The sequence below is a fragment of the Paenibacillus silagei genome (assembly GCF_017874735.1).
Lineage (GTDB): Bacteria > Bacillota > Bacilli > Paenibacillales > Paenibacillaceae > Paenibacillus_AQ > Paenibacillus_AQ silagei.
The window spans coordinates 333,881-356,034 of the sequence record NZ_JAGGLV010000005.1; the positions used below are offsets into that span (position 1 = coordinate 333,881).

19 protein-coding genes are annotated in these 22,154 nt (G+C 54.9%); 6 read left to right on the forward strand and 13 right to left on the reverse strand.

Features of this window, described 5'->3' with window-relative positions; all coding sequences use genetic code 11:
• Positions 1-4 precede the first annotated feature (4 nt).
• From J2Z70_RS10405 to J2Z70_RS10465, 13 genes are all read right to left on the reverse strand, one after another.
• Positions 5-1,948 carry a YcaO-like family protein gene (locus J2Z70_RS10405; protein ID WP_209872380.1) on the reverse strand — a complete coding sequence of 648 codons (1,944 nt, stop codon included), beginning with the start codon at positions 1,946-1,948 and terminating at the stop codon, positions 5-7.
• Complete coding sequence (locus J2Z70_RS10410; RefSeq protein ID WP_209872383.1) at positions 1,890-3,257, reverse strand: hypothetical protein; 1,368 nt, start codon at positions 3,255-3,257, stop codon at positions 1,890-1,892. The genes J2Z70_RS10405 and J2Z70_RS10410 overlap by 59 nt, the downstream gene beginning before the upstream one ends.
• The gene (locus J2Z70_RS10415) at positions 3,238-4,338 is read right to left on the reverse strand and encodes a hypothetical protein (RefSeq protein ID WP_209872386.1); all 1,101 of its coding nucleotides are present in this window, start codon (positions 4,336-4,338) and stop codon (positions 3,238-3,240) included. Before J2Z70_RS10415 ends, J2Z70_RS10410 begins: the two co-directional genes overlap by 20 nt.
• Positions 4,319-6,877, reverse strand: a complete 2,559-nt coding sequence (locus tag J2Z70_RS10420) for a lantibiotic dehydratase (protein WP_209872388.1) — start codon at positions 6,875-6,877, stop codon at positions 4,319-4,321. Before J2Z70_RS10420 ends, J2Z70_RS10415 begins: the two co-directional genes overlap by 20 nt.
• A gap of 40 nt (positions 6,878-6,917) precedes the next feature.
• Positions 6,918-8,081, reverse strand: a complete 1,164-nt coding sequence (locus J2Z70_RS10425; RefSeq protein ID WP_209872391.1) for a M20 metallopeptidase family protein — start codon at positions 8,079-8,081, stop codon at positions 6,918-6,920.
• Positions 8,065-8,790, reverse strand: a complete 726-nt coding sequence (locus J2Z70_RS10430; RefSeq protein ID WP_036732404.1) for an ABC transporter permease — start codon at positions 8,788-8,790, stop codon at positions 8,065-8,067. The genes J2Z70_RS10425 and J2Z70_RS10430 overlap by 17 nt, the downstream gene beginning before the upstream one ends.
• Positions 8,787-9,647 carry an ABC transporter ATP-binding protein gene (locus J2Z70_RS10435; RefSeq protein ID WP_209872394.1) on the reverse strand — a complete coding sequence of 287 codons (861 nt, stop codon included), beginning with the start codon at positions 9,645-9,647 and terminating at the stop codon, positions 8,787-8,789. Before J2Z70_RS10435 ends, J2Z70_RS10430 begins: the two co-directional genes overlap by 4 nt.
• A 36-nt stretch (positions 9,648-9,683) precedes the next feature.
• Positions 9,684-11,522, reverse strand: coding sequence for a YcaO-like family protein (locus J2Z70_RS10440; protein ID WP_209872397.1), 1,839 nt, complete (start codon positions 11,520-11,522; stop codon positions 9,684-9,686).
• Positions 11,519-12,610, reverse strand: a complete 1,092-nt coding sequence (locus J2Z70_RS10445; protein ID WP_209872400.1) for a hypothetical protein — start codon at positions 12,608-12,610, stop codon at positions 11,519-11,521. Before J2Z70_RS10445 ends, J2Z70_RS10440 begins: the two co-directional genes overlap by 4 nt.
• Positions 12,582-15,005 carry a hypothetical protein gene (locus J2Z70_RS10450; protein ID WP_209872403.1) on the reverse strand — a complete coding sequence of 808 codons (2,424 nt, stop codon included), beginning with the start codon at positions 15,003-15,005 and terminating at the stop codon, positions 12,582-12,584. The genes J2Z70_RS10445 and J2Z70_RS10450 overlap by 29 nt, the downstream gene beginning before the upstream one ends.
• A 74-nt stretch (positions 15,006-15,079) precedes the next feature.
• On the reverse strand, positions 15,080-15,238 hold the full coding sequence (locus J2Z70_RS10455) for a thiazolylpeptide-type bacteriocin (RefSeq protein WP_036732412.1): 159 nt from the start codon (positions 15,236-15,238) through the stop codon (positions 15,080-15,082).
• Positions 15,239-15,293: 55 nt separating this feature from the next.
• On the reverse strand, positions 15,294-15,452 hold the full coding sequence (locus J2Z70_RS10460) for a thiazolylpeptide-type bacteriocin (RefSeq protein WP_036732414.1): 159 nt from the start codon (positions 15,450-15,452) through the stop codon (positions 15,294-15,296).
• A gap of 58 nt (positions 15,453-15,510) precedes the next feature.
• Complete coding sequence (locus J2Z70_RS10465; protein ID WP_081751417.1) at positions 15,511-15,669, reverse strand: thiazolylpeptide-type bacteriocin; 159 nt, start codon at positions 15,667-15,669, stop codon at positions 15,511-15,513.
• A gap of 238 nt (positions 15,670-15,907) precedes the next feature.
• Here J2Z70_RS10465 and J2Z70_RS10470 point away from each other — a divergent pair, with 238 nt between their 5' ends.
• The 6 genes from J2Z70_RS10470 (at position 15,908) to J2Z70_RS10495 (ending at position 22,143) form a co-directional block, all read left to right on the forward strand.
• Complete coding sequence (locus tag J2Z70_RS10470) at positions 15,908-16,483, forward strand: DUF6609 family protein (RefSeq protein ID WP_209872406.1); 576 nt, start codon at positions 15,908-15,910, stop codon at positions 16,481-16,483.
• A gap of 88 nt (positions 16,484-16,571) precedes the next feature.
• Entirely contained in the window at positions 16,572-17,528 is a 957-nt protein-coding gene (locus tag J2Z70_RS10475) for an MBL fold metallo-hydrolase (protein WP_209872408.1), read from the forward strand.
• 179 nt (positions 17,529-17,707) lie between these two features.
• Positions 17,708-18,412, forward strand: coding sequence for a response regulator transcription factor (locus J2Z70_RS10480; protein ID WP_209872412.1), 705 nt, complete (start codon positions 17,708-17,710; stop codon positions 18,410-18,412).
• Complete coding sequence (locus J2Z70_RS10485; RefSeq protein ID WP_209872415.1) at positions 18,409-19,407, forward strand: sensor histidine kinase; 999 nt, start codon at positions 18,409-18,411, stop codon at positions 19,405-19,407. The genes J2Z70_RS10480 and J2Z70_RS10485 overlap by 4 nt, the downstream gene beginning before the upstream one ends.
• Positions 19,408-19,520: 113 nt before the next feature.
• Positions 19,521-20,288: an ABC transporter ATP-binding protein gene (locus J2Z70_RS10490; protein ID WP_209872418.1), complete on the forward strand. Its 768-nt coding sequence runs from the start codon at positions 19,521-19,523 to the stop codon at positions 20,286-20,288.
• Positions 20,260-22,143: an FtsX-like permease family protein gene (locus J2Z70_RS10495; RefSeq protein WP_209872421.1), complete on the forward strand. Its 1,884-nt coding sequence runs from the start codon at positions 20,260-20,262 to the stop codon at positions 22,141-22,143. The genes J2Z70_RS10490 and J2Z70_RS10495 overlap by 29 nt, the downstream gene beginning before the upstream one ends.
• Positions 22,144-22,154: the final 11 nt, after the last annotated feature.

The following is a 22,154-nucleotide window of genomic DNA, read 5'->3' on the forward strand; positions in this document are numbered from 1 at the left end:
CTCCTTATGGAAAAGGATGCGGGTCGGGGTTGACCGTAAAATCCTTGTCCAGCCCCCGCCGCTCTCTTTCCCGGATTAGCCTTTCCTTAATCACGCGTCTATGCTGCTCTCCGAACGTCATGGGCATCATGCCGGGAACCAGCACCTTGGCCGCACGGTAACCGAAGTCCGCCACTTCATCCGGAGTCACGTCGGCTATATACAGCTCCCCGTAACGGTCAATGACAGCAGCGGCCAGCTCCTCCAGATCACCGGCCAGATCATCATGAGTGAACCGGCCTCCAGGATCATAGGCATCGGGGTACAGCTCCTCCAGGGATGCCTTCTGCCGCCCATCTCCCCGCAGTACAAAGTCCAGCGCCTGGACACAGTTGCTCTCGCTGGCATAATACAGAACATGGTCTTCGAATTCAGTAACCGCCCCGGGATTGTTCACAAGCTGCTGCGCCCGTGTGTATGCACTGCCGCCTTCCTTCAGCTCCGCCGCATAGATAGGCAGCGAGGTGATAACCTCCATCGCTGCGGATTCCACCGCCTTGCCGGGAATGACATGGGCGGCGGCGGCATTATAGGCCTTCATGACAGCCCCCTCGCGCGTATCGTACGCCAGCGCCCATACACTGGGCACCTTAAGCTCCATTGAAATATCGAAGAAGCGGATCTGAATACCTTCCAGCTCCAGGAAATATATAAGCTGCTTCAGCGCCTCCAGCGGACTGCCGGAAATATCGATCTCCCGCAGGGGAAGCCGGTTATACCAGGCGCAGAGGAAGTTATCTCGTTCAATGACCTCGAATAGACCATGCAAGGCCGCCTCCTCCCAAGTGCTGCCCAGTGCCAGGCCGTTAGAGCTGTCATAGACGAACCGGTTGGTTCCTCTTCTGAAATGTCCGTCCGCGAAGTACACCAGCTGCTCCGGCACCAGTACTTCCCTGTGCTCCCTCATTGAGAACACCGGTGTCCAGTACACAGGCAGACTCTCCTTGTAATGCTGCAGTCTGTAGGCCGGATGCGCCATGGTCTCAGCATGGTGAAGACCGAACACAGCAGGGTTCACCGCCTGCCCTGAGAGCTGCTCATAGGAGAATCTCTCTGCCGCAGGTGCGGTCCGGTCACACATTCCGCAATACCGCTCCAGGGCTTCAAGCACCGCAAGCTTCATGGCCTCCGGCCTCCGGTAGGCCCGGCCGAATCCGGTCTCAACATAAGCTGGTCCTATCCGCAGCTCCATTCCGCCGGCTTCAATATAGGAGGAGCGCAGTTCACGGTAGCGGTGGGTGATCGTTCCGCCATCGGGATCATACCACTTGCGCAGGATAGCCTCTGTATCCAGCTCTGAGCGCAGCCGGTAGGTGCGTCTGCCCTGCTTCACCGTATCTGCTGCCGTCTGCCGATGACGCGGGGCAGCCACGGATGGAGCTGCCGCCGAGCATACGGGACAGCCTTTATACTTCCGCAACAGATAACCTTCCGCGCGCAGGGCATCCCAGTGGATATGCTCAACATGGCCTATGTAGCGGTGAAGACGGTCCGCCGCAAGGAGGGCGCCGCGGATACAATCGGCAGCGAATCCGGCTGCCTGCGGTTGAGCCACGTACTCTGTCTTCTCGCCATACAGCAGCGGCAACAGTCCTTCCCTTCCGGTATCCTTATATTTCTGCTGCAGGCAGGCCATGCAGCCCCCGGTGTCTGCCTCATGATGCAGAGGACCCACAAGCAGCGTGTCCAGCAGAAGATGGAAGAAGAAGACGCCGCCCGGACCGGGAACCTCCCGGTAGAAGGGACTAAGGTCCTCCTCCAGCAAATGATCCAGGATGACGAACAGCACGGAGCTGTCTGCTACAACCCGCTCATCCGTCAAGCGGTAAGGGATCTTCTGCTTCTCCAGCTCAAGAACAACTTCCCGCAGAAACAGACTGTCCGTCCGGTATAACATGGCTTCCTTCATCGCCTCTCTCCTCCTTTCGCTGCACATGCAAGATGGTTATTCCCGTATTCTCCAGAACCGGAATCAACAGCTCCATGCTGCTATACTTGTCCCGAAATGCTTCTGTCAGCCCCTGCTCCGGCGGCTCCACCGGTGCAGCGCTCATCCGCTCATCTGCGGCATATGGGCTGGAAACGCGGATACCATTCTGCTGCACCTGAGCGTAGAACCGGATTAACACTGCCTGAATGGCCTCCTGCTGAGAGGAAGCGCAGCAGCCGTCTGTCCAGGCGCTTCCGGCCTTCCCGGCAGCAGCACGGTATGCGCCGACTCCGGGAATCCGCTCAACATAGATCTCAAGCTGCTCCGCTTGTGGGACGAAACGGCGGATCATAGCCTGGATCCGCGTATTCCCCGCGAGCTCCGCGAAGGCAAGCTTCCGGCCTTCCAGCACTGCCGGGCCTCCCACAGCTTCCCATGCCGTGAAGAGCTGCTCGGCCTGCCGTTCCACTCTGTGCTGCCGCCCTGCCGTAACCAGCCATTCTCCGGGCGGGCCGGGGTGAACCTGATTCAGCAGCCGCTCCAGATTGCGGCAGGAGGCGCGGACGATCTGCTCTGCATTCCCCTCGCCGCTATGGTAGCTTCCGTCAGAAGCGGTGGCTATTTTATAGGGAATCTGCAAAAGATCATTTCCATGATACACAAAGCTGTGCACAAGCTGATTCTCCAGACGCTCCAGGGCATCCAGGCATGAAGTCCAGTCCACAGCCTCCGCCGGCTCCGCAGGATCACTCCGCGTTTCTCTGACTGCTGTCCGCAGAACATCGGTGAGCAGCCGCTTGGGCTCAACCACAGTTTTGGCCCCCCCGAGGTCAATCTGAATGACGCGTTTGGCTGCCTGTGCTTCCTCGTCCTGAAGGCCGTCGCAGGCCGCAGCTATACTTTCTGCATAGCTAAGCAGAAGGGGCTGAGCCATTGCACTTTTCCACTGCGGATTGCCTTCCTCCACGGCAGCAGTGATCTCCAGTTCGTCACCTGGCGTCAGATAGCGCAGCAGCAGCGCTTTGTCGGGAGTGATCACCCGCAGCTGCCATTCCCCGCGAGGCGTAAGAGTACCGTCCGAATTCCCGCCAGAAGACGCAGAGCGCTGCTCCCCGGGAAGCAGCCGCGCCGCCAGCGCCTCGTCAACCGGCATCCAGTTTGCGGAGCGGTCACCGAACACGGCCTCCTTAAGCTTCCGGGCGGTTTGCGGGTTCGCTTTTAGCTGGTGCAGCCCTTGCTTGCCATATAGATACAGCCGCTCCTCCCGTCTAATGAACCAGTGTGTCATGTTCACTCTCTCCCGCCATCTTCATCTCCAGATAACTGTAAGCATCCTTCCAATCCATCCCGTAGCCTGATTCCACACTCTCGGAGGCCACGCCGGTGATGCGCTGCTTGCGCAGAGGTGAGATTTCCAGCATCGGCATTAAGGAATACAGGACAGCGGCTACGAACCGGTAGACGACGAACCCTTTATCGTGATAATGCTTCAGGAAATCGGGGTTGGAGAAAAAGGTCTGATGAAACGTACTGACCTGATCATGGCGTTCGAAGAAATCATCGCCGTAATACAGCTTGTCATGCACCAGCTCTCCCCGTTCATACGCCTGCTCCAGCATCGTCCACAATGAACTGATGAAGATCCGCAGCCGCCCAAAAATAAACTCCCGCTCAAACCGGCCCTCGGTAAAGCTCTGCACTCCGCTTGCTATAAATTCCTTTTCGGTATCCGTCCGGCCATGCAGAGCTTCGTGTATTCTGGACTCCATCCTTTCATCTTTTCTGAATTCGGCCAGCTGGGTTTTGAAATATTCAAAATTGGAGCGGAGCGACAGATATCCTATCTTTAGCCCCCCTGGACTGTTGCTGCCGGTAATAAAAAACATCTTGGCCGCCTCCACGTTCTGCCTGTCTTCAGGCAGGTCCACCCAGGACTCATAAATATCCGCAATCAGCCGGCTCTTGAGCAGCTCAATGCTGTAATTCACCTTGGCGCTGCACAGCGGATTGCCGTGGGTCAGCATGCTTCCCTCCTCTACCGTCACCTCACCATCACGGCGAAGCGGCAGGAACGTCCCGGAATACTCCTCCATTAGGGCAAGCTTATTCACCATACGCTCGTATTTCACGTATTCATCCTCAGACCGTTCTCTGGAATAACGCTCCGCATGACGACGGATCAGATCCTCAAGCTGCGGATTGGCATTAGAGGCGTCCAGCGTAACTTTAAGATGGAACCCATAGACCCAGCTTTTCTGCAGAATGAGATTCTCCAGCTTCGAGGTCTGGACGAACGACAGGATGGACCGGACCAGTAAGGCAGTCGCTTTGCTGTCGTATAAATAACAATTAATAGTTCGCAGCTGCATATTCCTCTTCCCCTCCGCATGTAATTTCGTAGGTATACTCCAGCACATGATCAAGCTCCGTGTCCGCCACCGGATACTCCTCTTCGATTAAGAGATGTTCTCCCTTGGCCGCAAGCTGCAGGAATACCTGGAAGAGCAGCGGCGAGGATAAATTAATGAATTGCGGCTTGCGTTCTGTCGCCTCTGAAGCCGGTTCTGTGCTTGTGTTGAACGGCCTGGCGAAGAACCGGGTAGGAATACCGTTACTATCACAATAATCAATGGTGCGCTTCCAGGCTGTGAAGCGTTCCTTCTCACTGAGCGCTCCCGATAAGGCTGAAGTGCTGAGCAGCCACTTCTCCCGGGAAACCATCAGTTCATGTTCGCCCAGCCAAATCCGGGGAACATGGATAACCGTCTCATCCGTTCCTCCTGCCGGCTTCAGCCTCTCACGCAGAACCAGCTCCCCAAGGTCAAAATAACTGGTCCCATGCGAGGACAGGATATCGAAGGTCGTCAGAATTGCCGGGGCGGCTACCAGCACCAGTGTACCCAGAAATTGCGGACGCACGGTGTTACCTGTCGTAGGATCAAAGAACTCAGGGCTTTCCGTGGAGGGATTGTACCGGAACCCCAAATCCAGCCATGAGAGGGACTGCCCGCTCTCGGTCATAGACTGAATGGGCAAGGCGATCTCTTTTTGCACCGTTCTCTTGCGGATATTGGCATTGAAGCCGAAGGTATTGCGGATATCTGCCACCTGATTCCCATCGAAGCATTCCCGCAGATAAGCGGCGTATTCGCTGCCGGAGTCCTCCAGATACTTCAGAAACCGGGCGAAATAAATCGAGAACCCCTTATACATATGGTTCAGTACCATACGTTCCCCGCTCTCCTGTACAAAAAACGAGTGTGAGAGCAGGCGGTCCCCGAGCACATCCTGAATCTCACGCTGCCAGGCTGCTGTCTGTGTATCAGAGAGGACAATCTCATCCTGCGCGGCGGCTTCGTTCAGGAATCCCGTCAAGCGGCTGGCGATATTGTGCAGACGCTGAGTCTTCTTATGGCTGAATGCTTTATCCCAGTTGAACAGTCCGGAGGTCTCCTTCAATAACTCCGGGTCCGAGAAGAACACCTGGGCCATATCCCGGAGTACCCTTGAAGCCTCCTGCGAGTTCGCTGGAATGTAACTTGTACCGTAATGGCTCTTGAAGAACTCCCCTGCGGCGAACTGCATCTTAACGACCGTGTCGAAGCACATCATCAGCCATTGGTAACGGGATAACTGGGCCAGCCGCCCTTGCCGGCCTGCATAGTCCTGGGTCTGCACCGTCTCATCAATGCCGTCAATATACAGCAGGCTGCGGCGGGGCATCGGCTCCAGGCCGAACAATGCAGCCAGCGCTTCGGCACACTCATACAGGCGATCCATAGCTTCCATATCCAGCGAGTCACTGAATTGTCCGGTCAGGGCGTTCAATTCGTGCAGCAGCGGAATACACGGGTGATCTACACCGTAGCGTTCCAGCTTCCGCAGCAGCTCTTCAGGCAGATTGCCAGCTTGCTCGTTCAGATAGTCAGTCCGCTCCAGCACCCCATTGCTGATCAGCTGGCGCAGGGTATTGTCTGCCTGTTCGCCGGAGACACCAAGAGTGTTGAGGAGCTCCCGCATGGCCGGATAGGCGAGCACCTCCACCTCCTTAAGTCTCCCGAACAGCTTATGCAGTGCTTCACTGGCGCGCAGTGTAACAAGCCCCTGTCTCGATTTATACAATTGGCGTTCACCTTTGGTGTTCTGCAGCACAGTAATATAATATTTCCCCTCGAGCTCCACGCAAGTGGCATTCAGGCGGTATTCGAGCCGCGTAATCCACTCCGGCTCAAGAAACAGCTTGTCGTAGATTTGCAGGATCAGCGAATCATTCAGCCGGGGATAGAGCCGCTTGGCGCCTGTCTTCCTCACACCGCTGAAGTTTCCGATCCCGGAGTAGGTGAGATTAGCGAAGGGACTGGTCTTCATGCTGGCCCGGGTCAGAAATTTAACCAGGGTATAATCGAGCTTGCGCAGATTCCGGTCATGCTCCTCAGCCGGAGTCCGCAAGTATTTAGCCAGCTTGGCTGTTATCGCACTGTTTACAAACGTCAGGGCATCCCGCAGCTCCCGGTCCTCCAGATAAATTCCCCGCAGCCAGCGGCGGTCCGCTGCTGCAAGCGCCTCGAATTCCTTCCGTACCTCTTCCATCCGTTCCCGTTGCTGCTGCCGCAAGGCGAATACCTGCCGGGTCTCGCCGCGCAGCTCTTCGGTGAACAGGGCTTCCACTTGGCTGTACCGCTTCTCGGCGCTGGCTCGCTCATTGAAGAAGTCACGCTTGAACCGGATCGCCTCCATCCGCTCGTCATCCCGCTCCAGGCTGCCGATCTGCCGCTGCATTTCTTCCGTGATATCAGCCAGCCGCAGCGCTGGTTCGCCCGCGCTTTGCCGCACCGCTGTATACCGCCCGCTAAGATTCCCCATATACTGGGCTACATATCTAAGCGGGAAATTGGTTTGTCTGTACATATAAAGGGGTGCTACCCGCATCTTTCCCACTCCTGTCTATTTATTCGGGGACCTTCCGGGACCGGCCGGCCTGCCCGAACATTTGAATAATGGCCTGATAACTGTTGAGTCCAAACAGCAATGCATTCTCGTCAATGTCAAAAGCTCCGGTGTGAACGTTGTTATTCTCCCGCACATAAGCGCCGATGAAATAATAGCAGGTCTTGACGCCGGGCAGGTCCCTGGCATAGAAGGCGAAGTCATCGCTGGAGAACAGGAACGGCGCCTCCAGCACCTGCTCCCTGCCAAACCTGGTACCCAGCAGCCGGGCCGTAAGCCTGGTCAGCGCCGGATCATTCAAGCAGCAGGGATACTCGGAAATAATCCGGCTGTCCAAAATCCCCCGCACCTGAGAGGATGCGGTTAGGGCATCCATTAGCTGCCGATACCCGTCCCGGAGTGCGTCCGCTTCCGCAGAGCGGATTGTAAGATACAGCTTCAGCCGGTCCGGGATCACATTATAGTAGCCATTCGTTTCCACATGCGTGATCTTGCAGAACTGCCCGGCTGTTTTATAGGCCTCCTGGAAATGCTGCACCTCGGCGATCACCCGGAGAACATCCGGCTGGTCAGAAGCATGGCCGGAGGCCAGCTCCAGCAGCAGCTCCGCGTTCAGGCAGCCTGCCAGAGCAAGGCCGGGCCGCAGGGAGAAATACCCGGCATACAGATCCGGTGTGACATGAAGCGAATACAGGTATTCCAGCTTCTGCGCCCGGAGCAGGGGAATGAGCTCCCGAGCTCCCGCCATCACTTCCTCGGCCGCCTGAAAGATAAAGCGGCAGTTCACAGCCGGTGCGCTCCGGTCCACCCAACGGATGAGCTGCAGCAGAATGGACATATGGGCATCATGTCCGCACGCATGGCTTAGGCCGGGATGCATGCTTCGATAAGGAGCATCCGCTTTGGTATCCTCAACCGGCAGGGCATCCAGCTCTGCCCGGAAGCCGATGACCGGTAATCCGGCGCCGCCCTGATAGGAAGCGATGATCCCTTTTTCCGACGAATGCTCGATTCTGATCCGGGTGGTATACCTAACAATGTAATCCTCAATGTATGCCCTCGTCTTCTTCTCCTGCCCGGCAAGCTCAGGGATGCGGTGCAGTTCCCTGCGGGTCCTCCGCAGCTCCTCCAGCTCACCGGCGCCTTGCTTAAGCGACGATTGCATTCTTTTTGTAGCGGTAGACTACGAGAGTTACAATCAGCAGCAGCCCAATGTTCAGCGTCATCATCAGAATACTTTGAAGGGCATCGCCTCCGGTATAAAGGGTCTTAACCGCTTTGCTCAGATAATAGCCCGGGAAGAAGCGCTGGATATGGGTCATGAAGCCCGGAACCGAGAATCCCAGATCATTCGTGATGTTCATGGACATGAAGCCCAGGTACAACGGGAAGGAGATCGATTGCAGCGACACAATGTCCAGCAGGAAGCCGAGAATCAGGCCGAGGAAAATATAATATAGACTGGAGTACAGCGCCAGCAGCTCCATCTTCAGCAGCACCGTGTCCATTCTCAGGTGGAAGACAGCGGCGCCAAACGTGATGATTACCGCCGCAATCACCACATTCAGGATCAGTTGAACCAGAGCGGTGACGAAGATGAACTTGCCCGGCGAGTAAGGGGTGACGGTGTAGATGCTGCCGATATAAGACTTCTCTTTGGCCACCCGGGTGCTCAGCGTATTCAGTCCGCTGCCCGCTGTTCCGAACAGGGTACAGAATACCGCCAGATAAGTAATAAACTCCCCTTGGCCGTGATCAGGCTTCACGAAGGCATTCAGAGCAAGGAAGAACCCAAGCGGCATCACGAGTGTGAAAAATACAAACCTCTTGTTACGCAGCACCTTGAGAATTTCATAGCGGATAATTGTAATCATGCCTGCATCACTCCTTCTTCATAGTGGTCATAAATTTCACGGTAGCAATCCTTCACTTCCTTAAGCCGTTCTTCATAAGGAATCTGCCGCTCCTTCAAGACATCCACAAGCCGGGATTGCTCCGCCGGATGAAAGACATACAGTCTTCCATCCTCCACCAGACCGCCGAACCGGCGCTGCAGCTCCTCTGCTTCCTCTGCTTGCGCGGGATGGACAACGAGGATTTTCTGGGCATTCAGATCCTCCTTGCTTACAACCGCAGCGACCTTCCCTTCTTTGAGAAAAATAAACCGACGGCAAAAGTCGTTCAGCTCATCCAGATGATGTGAGGTTACGAATATGGATTTGCCCTGCCCCTGCAGCTCCTTGATCTTGCTCCAGAACATTCTGCAGGCGGTAACATCCATGCCGACCGTCGGTTCGTCCAGGAACAGCAATTTCGGATTGGCTACCAGAGAGAGTGCGAAAGACAGTCTGCGCTTCTGCCCGCCGGACAGGCTCTGGACCATACTGCGCGTCTCTTGCACCAGATCCCCGGCCTTAAGCAGCTCATTCGTATCCACCTTGGATTTGCTATAGCTCTTATGCAGTTCAATCAGCTCCTTGACCCGCAGTCCATCGGGGAAAAGATCCTTTTGCAGCATCATTCCGACATCCTTGTGGTTATCGAAATGCCGCTCTATGACCCCGGCATCGATACTGGTAAGCCCTAGAATAGAGCGGATCATCGTCGTCTTGCCCGCCCCGTTCGGTCCGATTAAGGCGATACTCTCGCCTTCCGCCACATCAAAGCTCACTCCGGCCAGCACCTGCTTATCCTTGAACCGCTTCTCTACAGCTTCTAATTTCAGCAGCATTTGCAAGTTATTCTCCTTCTTTCTGTTTTATAGTGTTCAGGGAAAGGGATGTGGCGCCTGGTTGACCTCCGCCGAATCCATCCCCCAGTACTGTGCAGCCTGCCGGATGCGCCGTCCGCAGAGCATCCGGCCTGGTTCACCGAACCACATCGGCTGCATCTGAGGTACAAGCACTTTGACCGCCTCCAGTCCAAGCGCCTTGTAGCCCTCTGGTGTCTGACGGACGATGAACGCCTCGCCGTAATGGTCCGTCATCCGGTTCAGCAGCGCTGAGGTTTCTTCCGCCAGATCAATCACCGTATGCTGAAGCTCCCCGTAGAACCGGGCAAACCGCTCGCGGATGCTGTATTGACCGCCGCCATTCAGGAAGCTGAAGTGATGCCGTTCTTCCTGAAGGAAATAGAGAATGGGATGATCCTCGACCCGAAGTACCCCTTCATGGCGGATGCGCCGGGCTTTCTCACGGATCTCTGCGGCATGAGTGCCGTAGTATTCCAGCGCCAGCAGCATTTCTTCCAGCGCCGAGAGGATGGCCTTCTCCGGATGGGGGTGGGCACCCGCCGTACTGTAGGCAGCGAACTGGTTCTCAGTCTGTCCCAGACAGAGGGCCCAAATGACAGGAATCTCTGTCTCCATCGTGATGTCGAACAGCTGCACGGTATACCCGAGCGCCGTAAGCCGTCCGGTCATATAACGGATCTGTGCATTCTCTACCGAATCCGGCAAGATCTCGGGCGGTGAACGCCGCAGGTACCAGTGGTTCAGGAAGGCATCCCGCTCAATCAGCTCCAGACAGGCATAATAGATACCGTCCAGCAGGGTTATGCCCAGGGCATTTCCGTTGGAATTGCCTTTGTAAATCCTCGGCCCGGCTGGATACCCGTCATCCGGCTTATAATAGGCCAGGCATTCCGGGACATACACTGTGCCTTGCCGCTTCCAGTCAAAGGCAGGTATCCAATTCAAGGGCAGCTCCTCCTGGTAAGCTGCTATCTGTCCGCTTCCCTTCACCGCATCGGTGAACAGCAGCGGATCGATGACTGTCTCCCGTTGCTGCAGGCTCCGGGTGCCGGATCTGACACTCAGCCCTTCCCGGCCGCGCGGGTGCATTCCCGCATAACGTTCCAGCGCCTCACACCTCGACTTTAGCTCGCTGGCTCTATAATCCGTTGAGCTGCCTATGCCAAGCTCATATTTCTCCTCCCTATAGATTCTGAAGAAGCTGGTCAGCGAAAAGAAGGAACGGGTATTTCTATCCCTGTAGATCATAAAATTGGAATCTGCATTGCCTGGCGCGAATACGGCATCGCATTCCGCAGTAGGCTGAGCCCGGTATGAATCGCCATACCGGAACATCGGTTGCCGTTCAAACGCCTGGCGGATTAGGGCGGTGTCGTCCTCCGGTTCAGCTGCGTCACAGTGCTTACAACGGTGTGCAGGCCAGAAGGAGTACCTGCGGACATTGCCGCCGGGTTCCAGCCGGTAATAGTCGAGCACGCCGGGCACCCCGGTCTGCCGGAGCAGCAGAGCCAGACATTCCTGCACCAGCTCTTCATCCACGCTGTAGCTTCCAATGAGCTCACTCCGGCCTTCATCCCCGGCCAGCCGCTCATTCGCCCTAAGGTTCTCGTTCCTCCGTTGCCCGAAGCAGGACGGACAGCCTATCCCGCCCGGATTGAATATAGGCCCGGCAAGCACTTCATGAACATCCACCTGCAGTAGCGCAAATCTCTCCTCGCGGGGCCAGACCCGCTCCCTGCCCGTCTGGTGAGCGTAGGCTATGAAGCATAGCAGCCGTTCCCCGCCGAGCTCAAGAACCACCTGTTCCTCCAGGCGGTGCACCGCCTGATCCAATGTCGTTACTGCTGTCTTCATCGCCGTTCACCTCCTAAGAGAGAGAAGCCGTATCTGCGGGACAGACCGTCCTCATACCGGCAAAGCGCACCATAGCCCGCTTCAGGAAAAGGGGACGGGTAAGGCCCGGCGGGATCACTATCTCCTCTACGAATTTGGTTCCATACCCGGAATACCGCGTCTTCCAGGTCTTCACCGATTGCGTTATACCGCTTCCCCTCGTATTCAGCCTCTATGAGATACACAATCATGAGGGCTTGTAACTTCTTATATCTGACCTGTGAAGGAAGCGGCAGCTCCGTATCCGGCCAGAAGGCAAGGCGGCCTGAAGCCAAATCCCCCTGCTCCAGTTCTTCGGCATCCCCGGCTCCCTGGCGGTTCAGGTAATGCAGGTAGGCGGCCTGGTCGGTTAACCCCGGCGATAGCTGACGATAGCTGTAGCAGTGCTCCAGCAGATAGGCATACAGATCCTCCAGTACCCGGCGTTTGCTGGGTCCGGCGAAGCTCACCGCCCGGCCGCCGGCATCAGCGTCCAGCCTCCAATAACGGTCGAAGCGGAAATCGATGCTCTTGACCACTGCGCTTACCAGCTCCTGTGAAAGAATCCCCTCGTCAAAGGCCGCCTCCTGCAGATGCTCCAGCAGACTGCATTGAAGCGGGCAGCATTCGGCATGAGCTACTTCAGGCAGAGACTGGATGGACTGAAGTCCGAAGGCATCTAATCTGACCAGCTTATTACCGGTATACTTCCCGGCTCTCATAAAGGCAGGAAGCGGGAATCTGAACCGGCTTGCTGCAGGATACTGTAAGCCCAGACAGCGTGGACAGACTCCGGCGGACAGAATGACCCGGTCACCCAGTTCATACGCATCTGCCTCTGTGGCCATCTGCTCTGCTCCGTTCAGCTTGTGCCGGAGATCCGCCAGCCGCTGTGCTTCGGCAGGAGACGGCTGCGGATGTGTGAATAACCCGACAAGCTGCTCATAACCTGCCGTTTTGAGCCTGATCCTCCTTTTGCGGCCAATGACTTCAGTACCCTCTTTAGTTTCCAGAATACGTACCGGTTGCTCGCCCATCGCTTTATCCCCCCCTTCTGAGCGGTTCTTCATGCATTTCGTACACAAACTCAGTGGTATATTCATTGTCATACGGATCGGGTAGCGCCTCTTCGAACACAACGGCCAATTCCCCGTGCTGCCTGCGGCAGCGTTCCCTGTGCTTAAGCCATTCCATACAATACTGCGGCTCCTCTGCGTCAAGAAAAATAGGCTTATGCAGCCCGGATTCGCCATATTCGATGTGTAGCCTGTTGTAGCGGACAGGAAACAGCCGGACGAATGAATGCAGCGGAACATGATAGGTCTCAAGCAGCTCATGAAGCCGCAGATATCCGTCGAAATCCGGGGTTACCCCGGCAAACAGCTTCTCATGAAGAATGGTTTGCCTTCTGTGCAGGATCAGCTTCCCGTAGCTGATTCTGCCGATATGCAGGCATTCATCAACGGCGAGCTCATCATAGTCCAGTCCAGTTCCAGTGAGGAAACCGGATTGGGTGAGTAAGGCAAGATTCCTGTATTCCTCGGGCAGACAAGCCGGGGCAAGCGTACCTGTATATAGGGGAACCACCCGCTGCTCCCCGGACTGCAGCTCGAAGCTGGTGCGTTCGGCATTCCATATCAGTACGGCATCCCGCAGCTCCGCAGCCAGGCTACTGCCCTCTACAAAACCATTCATATTGGGATTGAACCCGCAGGAGGGCGAGTAGGTGATTAGCTGCGCCTCCTCTCCGCAGTGGAGCACTTCTTTGATCCGTTCAGCGATAGCCTCATGGCTCTCCGGCAAATGATACATGGAATAAGCCAGATAGCTGTTCTTGCAATCATTCAATACAAGCTCTCCGGCGCCGCTCTGCTGAAGCCAGAAGCCTGCTGTGGCAGGCTGGCGGATATGGAGGGCCTGCAGCCCTGCCTTCAGTGAAGCCAGATCCGCACGCTCTAGTGCAACATCCTCTCCCGATGCTGCCGCAGCCAGCTTCATCCGGTACTGATCTCTCAGCTCCTCCAGATGCGCTACTGCGGGAGCATTCTCGAATACACTTCCCCTGCAGGTTCTGTTCAGCGCTACATGCTGCTCATACTCTGCGGCATACCTGGACAGGCTTGGCTGAAGAGAGGCATAGGCCACAGGGAGCGTATCGTGCAGATGATGCTCCATATAGAGCCGGAACTTCAGGCGGTTATCGAACACCGGCAGCACTTCAGCCCACTCTGCAAGCGGATCACGAAGCGGCTCCACTTCCACTTCCAAAGACGGACCGGCTGGTGCATCTGTGTAGCTGTCCTCATTAAACGGGTTGGCCGGATATCTGCCTTCCCATCCAAGCCATTCACAGCAGCGGTTCACATGCTTTTGGGCGATTTCCAGCAACCTCTCCCTTTGCGCAACCTCATGGGTCAGTTCGATCTGACCGGACAACAGACGGATGGCTTCCAGATGCTGAGCCAGGGACTGTATCCTGCTGCTTCCGGGACGAAACGCAGAAACGGTCTCGATGAATACCTCCAGTGTAAGCGGCCCGCTCTCCCTGTGGATCGTATTCTTGAGGTAGCCGCAGCGCACCAGCTGAACCGCCTTGGCTGTCATAGCTTCTAGGCTTTCGTTCCAGATCAGCGCCAGTTCATCCAGTGTGACGATACTGCCCGGTTGGATTTTGGCGGCAGCCGGTGTCTTCAGGCGGTAACTTCGCTTCGTTCTAATATAGAGTCCAGGCTCTGCCGCCTGCGGTCCAGTGCTTCCCTCCGTAAGAAGGGTTCCCTCTTGCTCCCTGTACTCCACCTTATAGCGGCTGGCCCGTATCACCTCGGGAAGCAGCAGCCATAGCTCATACCAGTGAAGGAGAATCCATTGAGCGAAGCTGATCCGGCTCTCCCCTCCTGTCCCCGGCCCCCGGCAGATTGAAGTGAAGGAAGAGAGCGGTGCTGTTTTGGCAAAAGAACGCATCATCATTTTCCATACCTTTCCGCTTTTTTTCGAGCTATACGATTTGTTCAATGAACAATACATTTCATAGTTAGTTAGCAGCAGTGCATTCTGCACACTCGGTTGCTGCCGGAACAGCTTATACAGCTCCTGTTCCTGCATTTGGCATTCGTTCTTGAAGCGGATGGTTAATTCCTGATGCCGCTCCAGCAGCCCGCTGCCGGTCTGCTCCAGAGAGAGCGCCTCAGCCATAAGCACCGGTGCGACTCGGTTTGCCTTCGGAATCTTTCCGGGCTGAATTCGCCCTTTGCGGACTCCCTGTTGCAGCCGGATATAGGCAATCCGTACCTCCGGCTCTTGTTCTATGCGCTCGGACAGCCGCTGCTGCAGCAATTCCTTACGCTGATTGAATCCTTTACGTTCTTCACAATAAGCTAGAAGCTCCTGGTAGAAGCCATGCTTAATCTGCATCAGGTCACTGGAAGGAACATGATTCCTTCTTTCAAACAGGAAGGTTCGACTCAACACGGCTCCCCCTTCTGGGATTGTTTATTGGATGGGCACGGCTTATGCCGTCCCATCCATGGTTTAGCTAACAATTAGGCACAGGAGGAGGAGCACGACGAACATGATGACGAGCCGCAGGTGGAAGAGCTGCCGCTGCCGCTGGATGCCGCCGTTGACGGAATAGCCTCCACTTGATCAAGTTCAATCAGTTCCAGGTCCAGTGCTTCCAGTTCTTTATTTAAATCTTTCATTATTTATCATCCTTTTCATAATTAGTATTTTATTATCATTGCGATACTGTTACTCTTAAGCACAGGAAGAAGAGCACGACGAGCATGAGGACGAACCGCAGGTAGAGGAGCTGCCGCTGCCGCTGGTTGCGGCTGTTGACGGAATAGCTTCCACTTGCTCAAGTTCAATCAGTTCCAGGTCCAGATCTTCCAGTTCTTTGTTTAAATCCTTCATTTTTTCATCATCCTTTTCATAAAATTAGTCGTTAAGTATTCTTGTGAATCTGTCTGTCTTACGCGCAGGAAGAGGAACACGACGAACATGACGATGATCCGCAAGTGGATGAACTGCCGCTGCCGCTGGTTGCGGCTGTCGATGGAATAGCTTCCACCTGATCGAGTTCAATCAGCTCCAGGTCGAGATCTTCAAGCTCTTTATCGAATGATTTCATAGGTTACTTCACCTCCTTCAGTCCGTCCGGAATGCTGCTTACAGGCGCTCCGTTTCAGTGGTTATTGTCTTTCTGAAGTAAGAGTATCACAGCTTATTCAAGCCTTCACCGACTACCATTCCAGTAATTCCCACAAATAAATTGCGGTACGGCTGCAGGTTTTTTGCGGGTTAACCTGCTGATTCAGGTGTCAATACTGATAAAGCTCAACAAAAATATCCATAAGGGGAAGAAGACAATGAAGGAAGACGGAAGACAAGTACGGGGCAGAAGCTATCTGAATAAAAAAGTGTGCGGATTGTGGCTGATCTGGGTGGCCGCCATCCTGTTTGCGGGGCTGCTTGCGGGGGGAGCGCAGCTGATCTCCATGCCGGTATTTTCACTCGGGTATATGGCCGGGTTTTTCTGGATCTTGACCGGTAAAGCGGTCAGCCGCAAGCTGTCCTACGGACCACAAACCGCCTTTCAGGGCAAAATGACGCTCTACTCTATCATTCTAATGTTCGTGATTATGGTGCTGGTAGGCGGTCCTCACTTCGGAGACGGCAATTACCGGATGGTCTGGCTGGGGGCTTTTTTGGCAATAGGTCTCCATTTCATTCCGATGGCCTGGGTGCATGGACGTTCCATGTTTCTGCTGGCTGTTCTGCTAAGCGCTAATGCTGTGGCCGGTATGGTCTGGCCGGAGCTGTCTTTTCACGCCTTGGTATATGCGGATCTTGCTGTCAAAGTGCTCTGGGGGACTCTACTCCTCTTGTCTGGCCGCCCGGCTGCTGCTGAACAGTTCGCAAGCTCTTCGAATATCGCCAATTAGCGGAAATAAAGTGGAGATTAAGTTAAAAGTTGTCTAGTGAACTCAGATAGCGTATAGTATATTCCCATGTTGGAAGGGAGAGATTACTATGCTGAACAGGATTGAATCATTTCAAGGCTCCAGGCATTTCCGTCTGCAATATGTTGCAGATAGCACCGTTGCAGCGGTTGCGGTTCCAGGCACAGGCTCACTCGCAAACGCGGCCATTATTGATCTGGGGGGACTCACTCTGGTGGTGGATACATTCGCTACGCTGGAGGCGGCTCAGGATTTGAAGGCTGCTGCTGAGCATCTCACAGGGAACCCTGTATCCTATGTAATCAACACACACTGGCACAGCGATCATACCACTGGCAATCAGGTGTTTGCGCTTGACGCTCAGCTGATTGCAACATCAGAGACCCATGAGATCATGAATACATTCGCCAGAGACCGGGTAGCCCAGTACCAGAACAACAGAGAAAAGATGCTAGAGGCGATCGAAGAAGCTGAATTGCAAAGTCAGCAGGAGACGGATACTAAGCTGCAGCAGGAAATGGCCTGGGAGAATGCAACGGACCGTGAATTTGTGAATATGCTGCCGCAGCTGGTGCATACGGTGCCGACGATAACTTTTGACCGGCAAATGACCATTCACGGCAGCAACCGCAGCGCGCAGCTCATTACATATGGCGGAGGACACACACAAAGTGATGCCATTGTGTACCTCCCGGAAGATAAAATTGTCATCATCGGGGACCTCGTGCTCTCGAACCACCATCCGGTTCTGGCCAATGCCAACCCTCAGGAGTGGCTGCATATTCTGGAGCAGATTGAGCGGTTGGATGTGGAGACGATTATACCGGGGCATGGTGAGGTCTGCTCCCTGCAACAGCTTCATGAGGTGAAGGGATACATAAGCAGAATGATCGCCATCGTGACCGAAGCCGTTCAGAATCAGCAGAGTATTGAAGAGATCGAAATACCCGAAGAATACCGGGCTTGGTACTTCACAACCTATTTCAAGACAAATTTGAATAAGCTGTATGACCTGATTACTGCATAGGGGGAGTAACAGAGAGTATTCGATGTAGATCTTATAACCAGACGAGGCAAGAAAAGAGAGCATATCTCTTCTTTTCTTGCTTTTCTCTATGCAGGCTGTCCCTTCTTGAATACAAAACAGAGTGTATCTGCTTCCCCTATATATGTACTTAACTGAACAAGACAAGGAGAGCCGTGAAGATGTCCAGAATCATGATTGTGGAAGATGATCCGAAGATTGCAGATCTGCTGCACTCGGCTATTGAGAAATATGGCTATGAGGCCGTAAGGGTCAGGGACTTTCGCCTGGTGCTGCAGGAATTCGAGGAGATGAGACCGGAGCTGGTTCTGCTGGATGTGAATCTGCCCAGCTATGACGGGTATTACTGGTGCCGGCAGATCCGCAGGGTCTCCACCTGTCCTGTGCTGTTCATCTCGGCGCGCGACGGTGAGATGGACCAGATCATGGCGCTTGAGAACGGCGGGGATGATTATATCACCAAGCCGTTCCATTCCGGAATTGTGCTCGCTAAGATCCACAGCCATCTCCGCCGGGCCTACGGGGAATATGCGGCTAAGCGCGAGGAGCTGGTGCTGGAGAAGGAAGGGCTGATGCTGTATCCTGAAAGGCTTGAACTGCAGTACGGGCAGGCGGTCGTGCCCCTTACCCGCAAGGAATCGGATCTCATCGAGAGTCTGATGGAGCGTTACCCGAGGGTTGCCAGCCGGGAAGCGCTGCTGGAGAAGCTATGGGACCCGCAGGCTTTTGTGGATGAGAATACGCTGAATGTGAATATCGCACGGGTGCGCAAGAAATTCCAGGAGCTGGGGATGGAGGATGCCGTACTTACCGTCAGGGGTTCGGGATACCGGCTGAACAACAGCTGGTCAGAGGCGGAGTCATGAGGCTGTTTCTCCGTGAGCATGCGTTGTTATTGGCTGTGCAGATCGTGCAATTCGGCGCTATGCTGTCCATTTACTGGCTGGACGGCTACCGCGATCTGCCGACCGCGCTCTATGCGGTCTTCATAGGCTTCTTCTTCCTCAGCTGCTACTTAATCTACCAATATATCAGCAGGCGCCGTTATTATCTCCGCCTCAGCAGACCTCTGGAGACACTGGACGAATCCTTTCAGAAGCTGGAGAACCACCCTGTGTCCACAGCGCTGGAGCAGCTGCTGCACACCCAGTACGGCTACTATCAGCAGCAGCTGACGGCGGTGAAGCAGCAGCAGGAGCAGCATCTGACTTTCATCGACCAATGGGTCCATCAGATGAAGACGCCGTTGTCGGTCATAGAGCTGACCGTGCAGAATATGGACGAGCCGGAGTTTGCCAGCATCCGCGAGGAGCTGGAGAGTATGCGCAGCGGACTGCATACCGTGCTGTATATGGCCAGGCTGCGGGCTTTTGAGAAGGATTTCCACATCAAGCCTGTCGTCCTGCCGAAGCTGGTGAACGAGGTTGTCCATGATCACAGACGCCTGTTCATCCGCAGCCATATCTACCCCGAGGTCCACGCCTCCGCTCCGGACATTACCGCCCAGACGGATGAGAAATGGCTGTTCTTCATGCTGTCGCAGATTATGAACAATGCCATCAAATATTCAGCGGCGGCTAACACGGAGAACGGCCGGACAATCACTGTAGCCTGCTATCTCAGAGGAACGGATGCGGTCATTGAGGTCAAAGACAGGGGAATCGGGATTCAGGCGTCTGATCTCAAACGGGTATTCGACCCTTTCTTCACCGGCGGCAACGGGCGCGGACTGCGGGAGTCTACAGGAATGGGGCTGTATCTGACGAAGGAGTCCGCAGACCGTCTCGGACACCGGCTTGAGCTGGAATCGGCGGCCTGCGAGGGAACGGTGGTGCGGATTATTTTGACGGCGAATCCTTAGCTTACAGGCATGTAATAAAAGTGAAATCTAAATCGATGGCTGAGCTGCTGCCGTCTCCGGTATATTGGTTACAGAACAAGTGTGTTGCACACATAGAAGGGGAGTACAGCCATATGCTGGAGGTAAAAAAGGTCAGTAAAATCTATGAAGGAAACGTCGCCTACCGGGCCTTGACCGACATTGATTTAACCATTGCAGCCGGAGAATTCGTGGGGATAATGGGACCCTCGGGCAGCGGAAAAACCACTCTGCTGAATCTGATTGCCACAGTGGACGTTCCGACTACCGGAAGCATTAGGATTGATAACAAGGATACGGGCAAGCTGGACAAAAATGAGCTGGCGGTCTTCCGCCGCCGGGAGCTGGGGTTTGTGTTTCAGGATTTCAACCTGCTGAACACCCTGACTGTGGAGGAGAATATCGTGCTTCCGCTGACACTGGATGGAATCCGGGTCAGTGAAATGAAGCATAAGGCCCGGGAGATTGCCGGAAAGCTGGGGATCAGCGCCATTATGAAAAAACGCACCTACGAGATCTCCGGCGGACAGGCCCAGCGGACAGCAATCGCCAGAGCCATGATTCATTCGCCGAAGCTGCTGCTGGCGGATGAACCTACCGGCAATCTCGATTCCAAAGCCGCCAGGGATGTGATGGATCTGCTGGAAACGCTCAACCGTGAGCAGTCCGCGACGATGATGCTTGTTACCCATGATGCTGTAGCCGCCAGCTATTGTCACCGGGTCGTCTTCATTAAGGATGGCAGATTCTATACGGAGATTTACTGCGGGGATAACCGCCAGAGTTTTTTCCAGAAAATCATCGACACACTTTCGCTGTTAGGGGGATATAGCCATGACATTCCGCCAGTTCGCATTCCGTAATGTCACCCGGAACATGAGGCTATACACCGCCTATTTTCTCAGCAGCATGTTTACCGTGATGGTCTTCTTTACCTTTTCCATCTTTGCCTACCATCCGGTGCTGAGCGGGGACAATATTCAATCCAGTGCGGCTCTTGCGCTCTCGGTCTCCAAATGGGTGATCTATGTGTTCTCCTTCTTCTTCGTGCTCTATTCCATGAGTGCATTTCTGCAATCGCGGAAACGGGAATTCGGGCTGATGATGATGCATGGCATGACGGTCCGGCAGCTCCGGCGGATGATCTTTCTGGAGAATATGATCGTCGGGTCAGGCGCCACGCTCAGCGGCATCGGACTCGGCGTTATTTTTGCCAAGGGGATTCTGCTTGCCGGGGAGAATGTGCTTGCGCTGAATGAGCCGCTGCAATTCTATTTCCCCTTCAAGGCGATAGTACTGACGCTGATCTCCTTCCTGCTGCTGTTCGTCCTGATCTCCCTGTTCATCTCTACGGTGCTGCGCAGCGGCAAGCTGATTACGCTCATCCATTCCAACCGTCAGCCCAAGCCGGAGCCGAAGGCCTCGCTTCTGCTGTCGTTGCTGGTGGTAACACTGCTGGGAATCAGCTACTTCCTGTCTCTTCGGGCGAGCGGTCTGAGTGTGGTGCTGCTGCTCGCGCCGGTGGTCATTATGGTGTCAATCGGAACCTACCTGCTGTTCACACAGCTCAGTGTGTACCTGATCCGTAAGCTGAAGGCGTGTGAGCAGCTATTCTGGCGCAGAACCAATATGCTGCTGCTCTCTGATCTGGCCTACCGGATGAAGGACAACGCGCGTTCCTTTTTCCTGGTCGCGATCATCTCTACTGTGTCCTTCAGCGCGATAGGAGCTTTATACGGCTTCCAGTCGATGATCAACGGAGCGCTGACACAGAAGAATCCCTATCTGTTCACCTATCAGTCCTTGGATGGAGACAGCAAGGCACAGGCCCATATACAGCTGATTGACGAGAGCCTGGGCAGAGCCGGGATTGCCGCCGAGAAAACAGGTCTGGAGCTTAACTACTATAAGGCTATGGAGGGCAGCCGGACACTGGTTCTGGTGAAGCAATCCGAATATAACCATGTAGCCGAGCTGCTGGGGCTAAATCCCATCCGGCTTACCGCAGGGAAAGCAGCCGTTGTAGATTTCGGCCTGTCCCGCGAGGGAGAAGAAATGCTCAACCAGCCAGTCGAGCTGCAGTCAGGAATCGTCATCGAGGCGGACCAGGCTATCGTATCTTGGGCGGTGCGGGGAGTCAGCGGTTATTACGTCGTCCCCGATGAATGGATCGGCAAGCTTGGACAGCCGCTCAAAGTGAGCCGGTATTATGCATGGCACGGAGCGGTTGGACAGCCGGGTGCAGAGAAGGCAGGCGCAAAGCTGACGAATGAGCTTCCCTATGATGAGCAGTATACTTTCTATGCACTCGAGTATTTAACCTCCAAGACGAATGACGGCTTTGGCCCCGTGATGTTCATCGGTTTTTTTGTCGGGATCGTGTTTTTTGTCTCTGCCGGCAGCTTTCTCTATTTCCGGCTGTACAGCGATCTGGATGAGGACAAACAGAAGTTCAGGGCCATCTCCAAGCTGGGGCTGAGTGACAAAGAGCTTCGCCGGATATTGAACCGCCAGCTCAGCCTGCTCTTCTTCGCGCCGATCGTGGTCGCCCTTATCCATGGAGCCGTTGCCCTTACAGCGTTGTCGCATATGTTCCAGTACTCCATATTCAGGGAGTCCCTGCTTGTGCTGGGCCTGTTCTTCGTCATTCAGGTGATCTACTTCTTCATAGTCCGCCTGTTCTACACGAGGCAGATCCGGTCGGCGCTGGCCGGATAAGACCGGTAGCG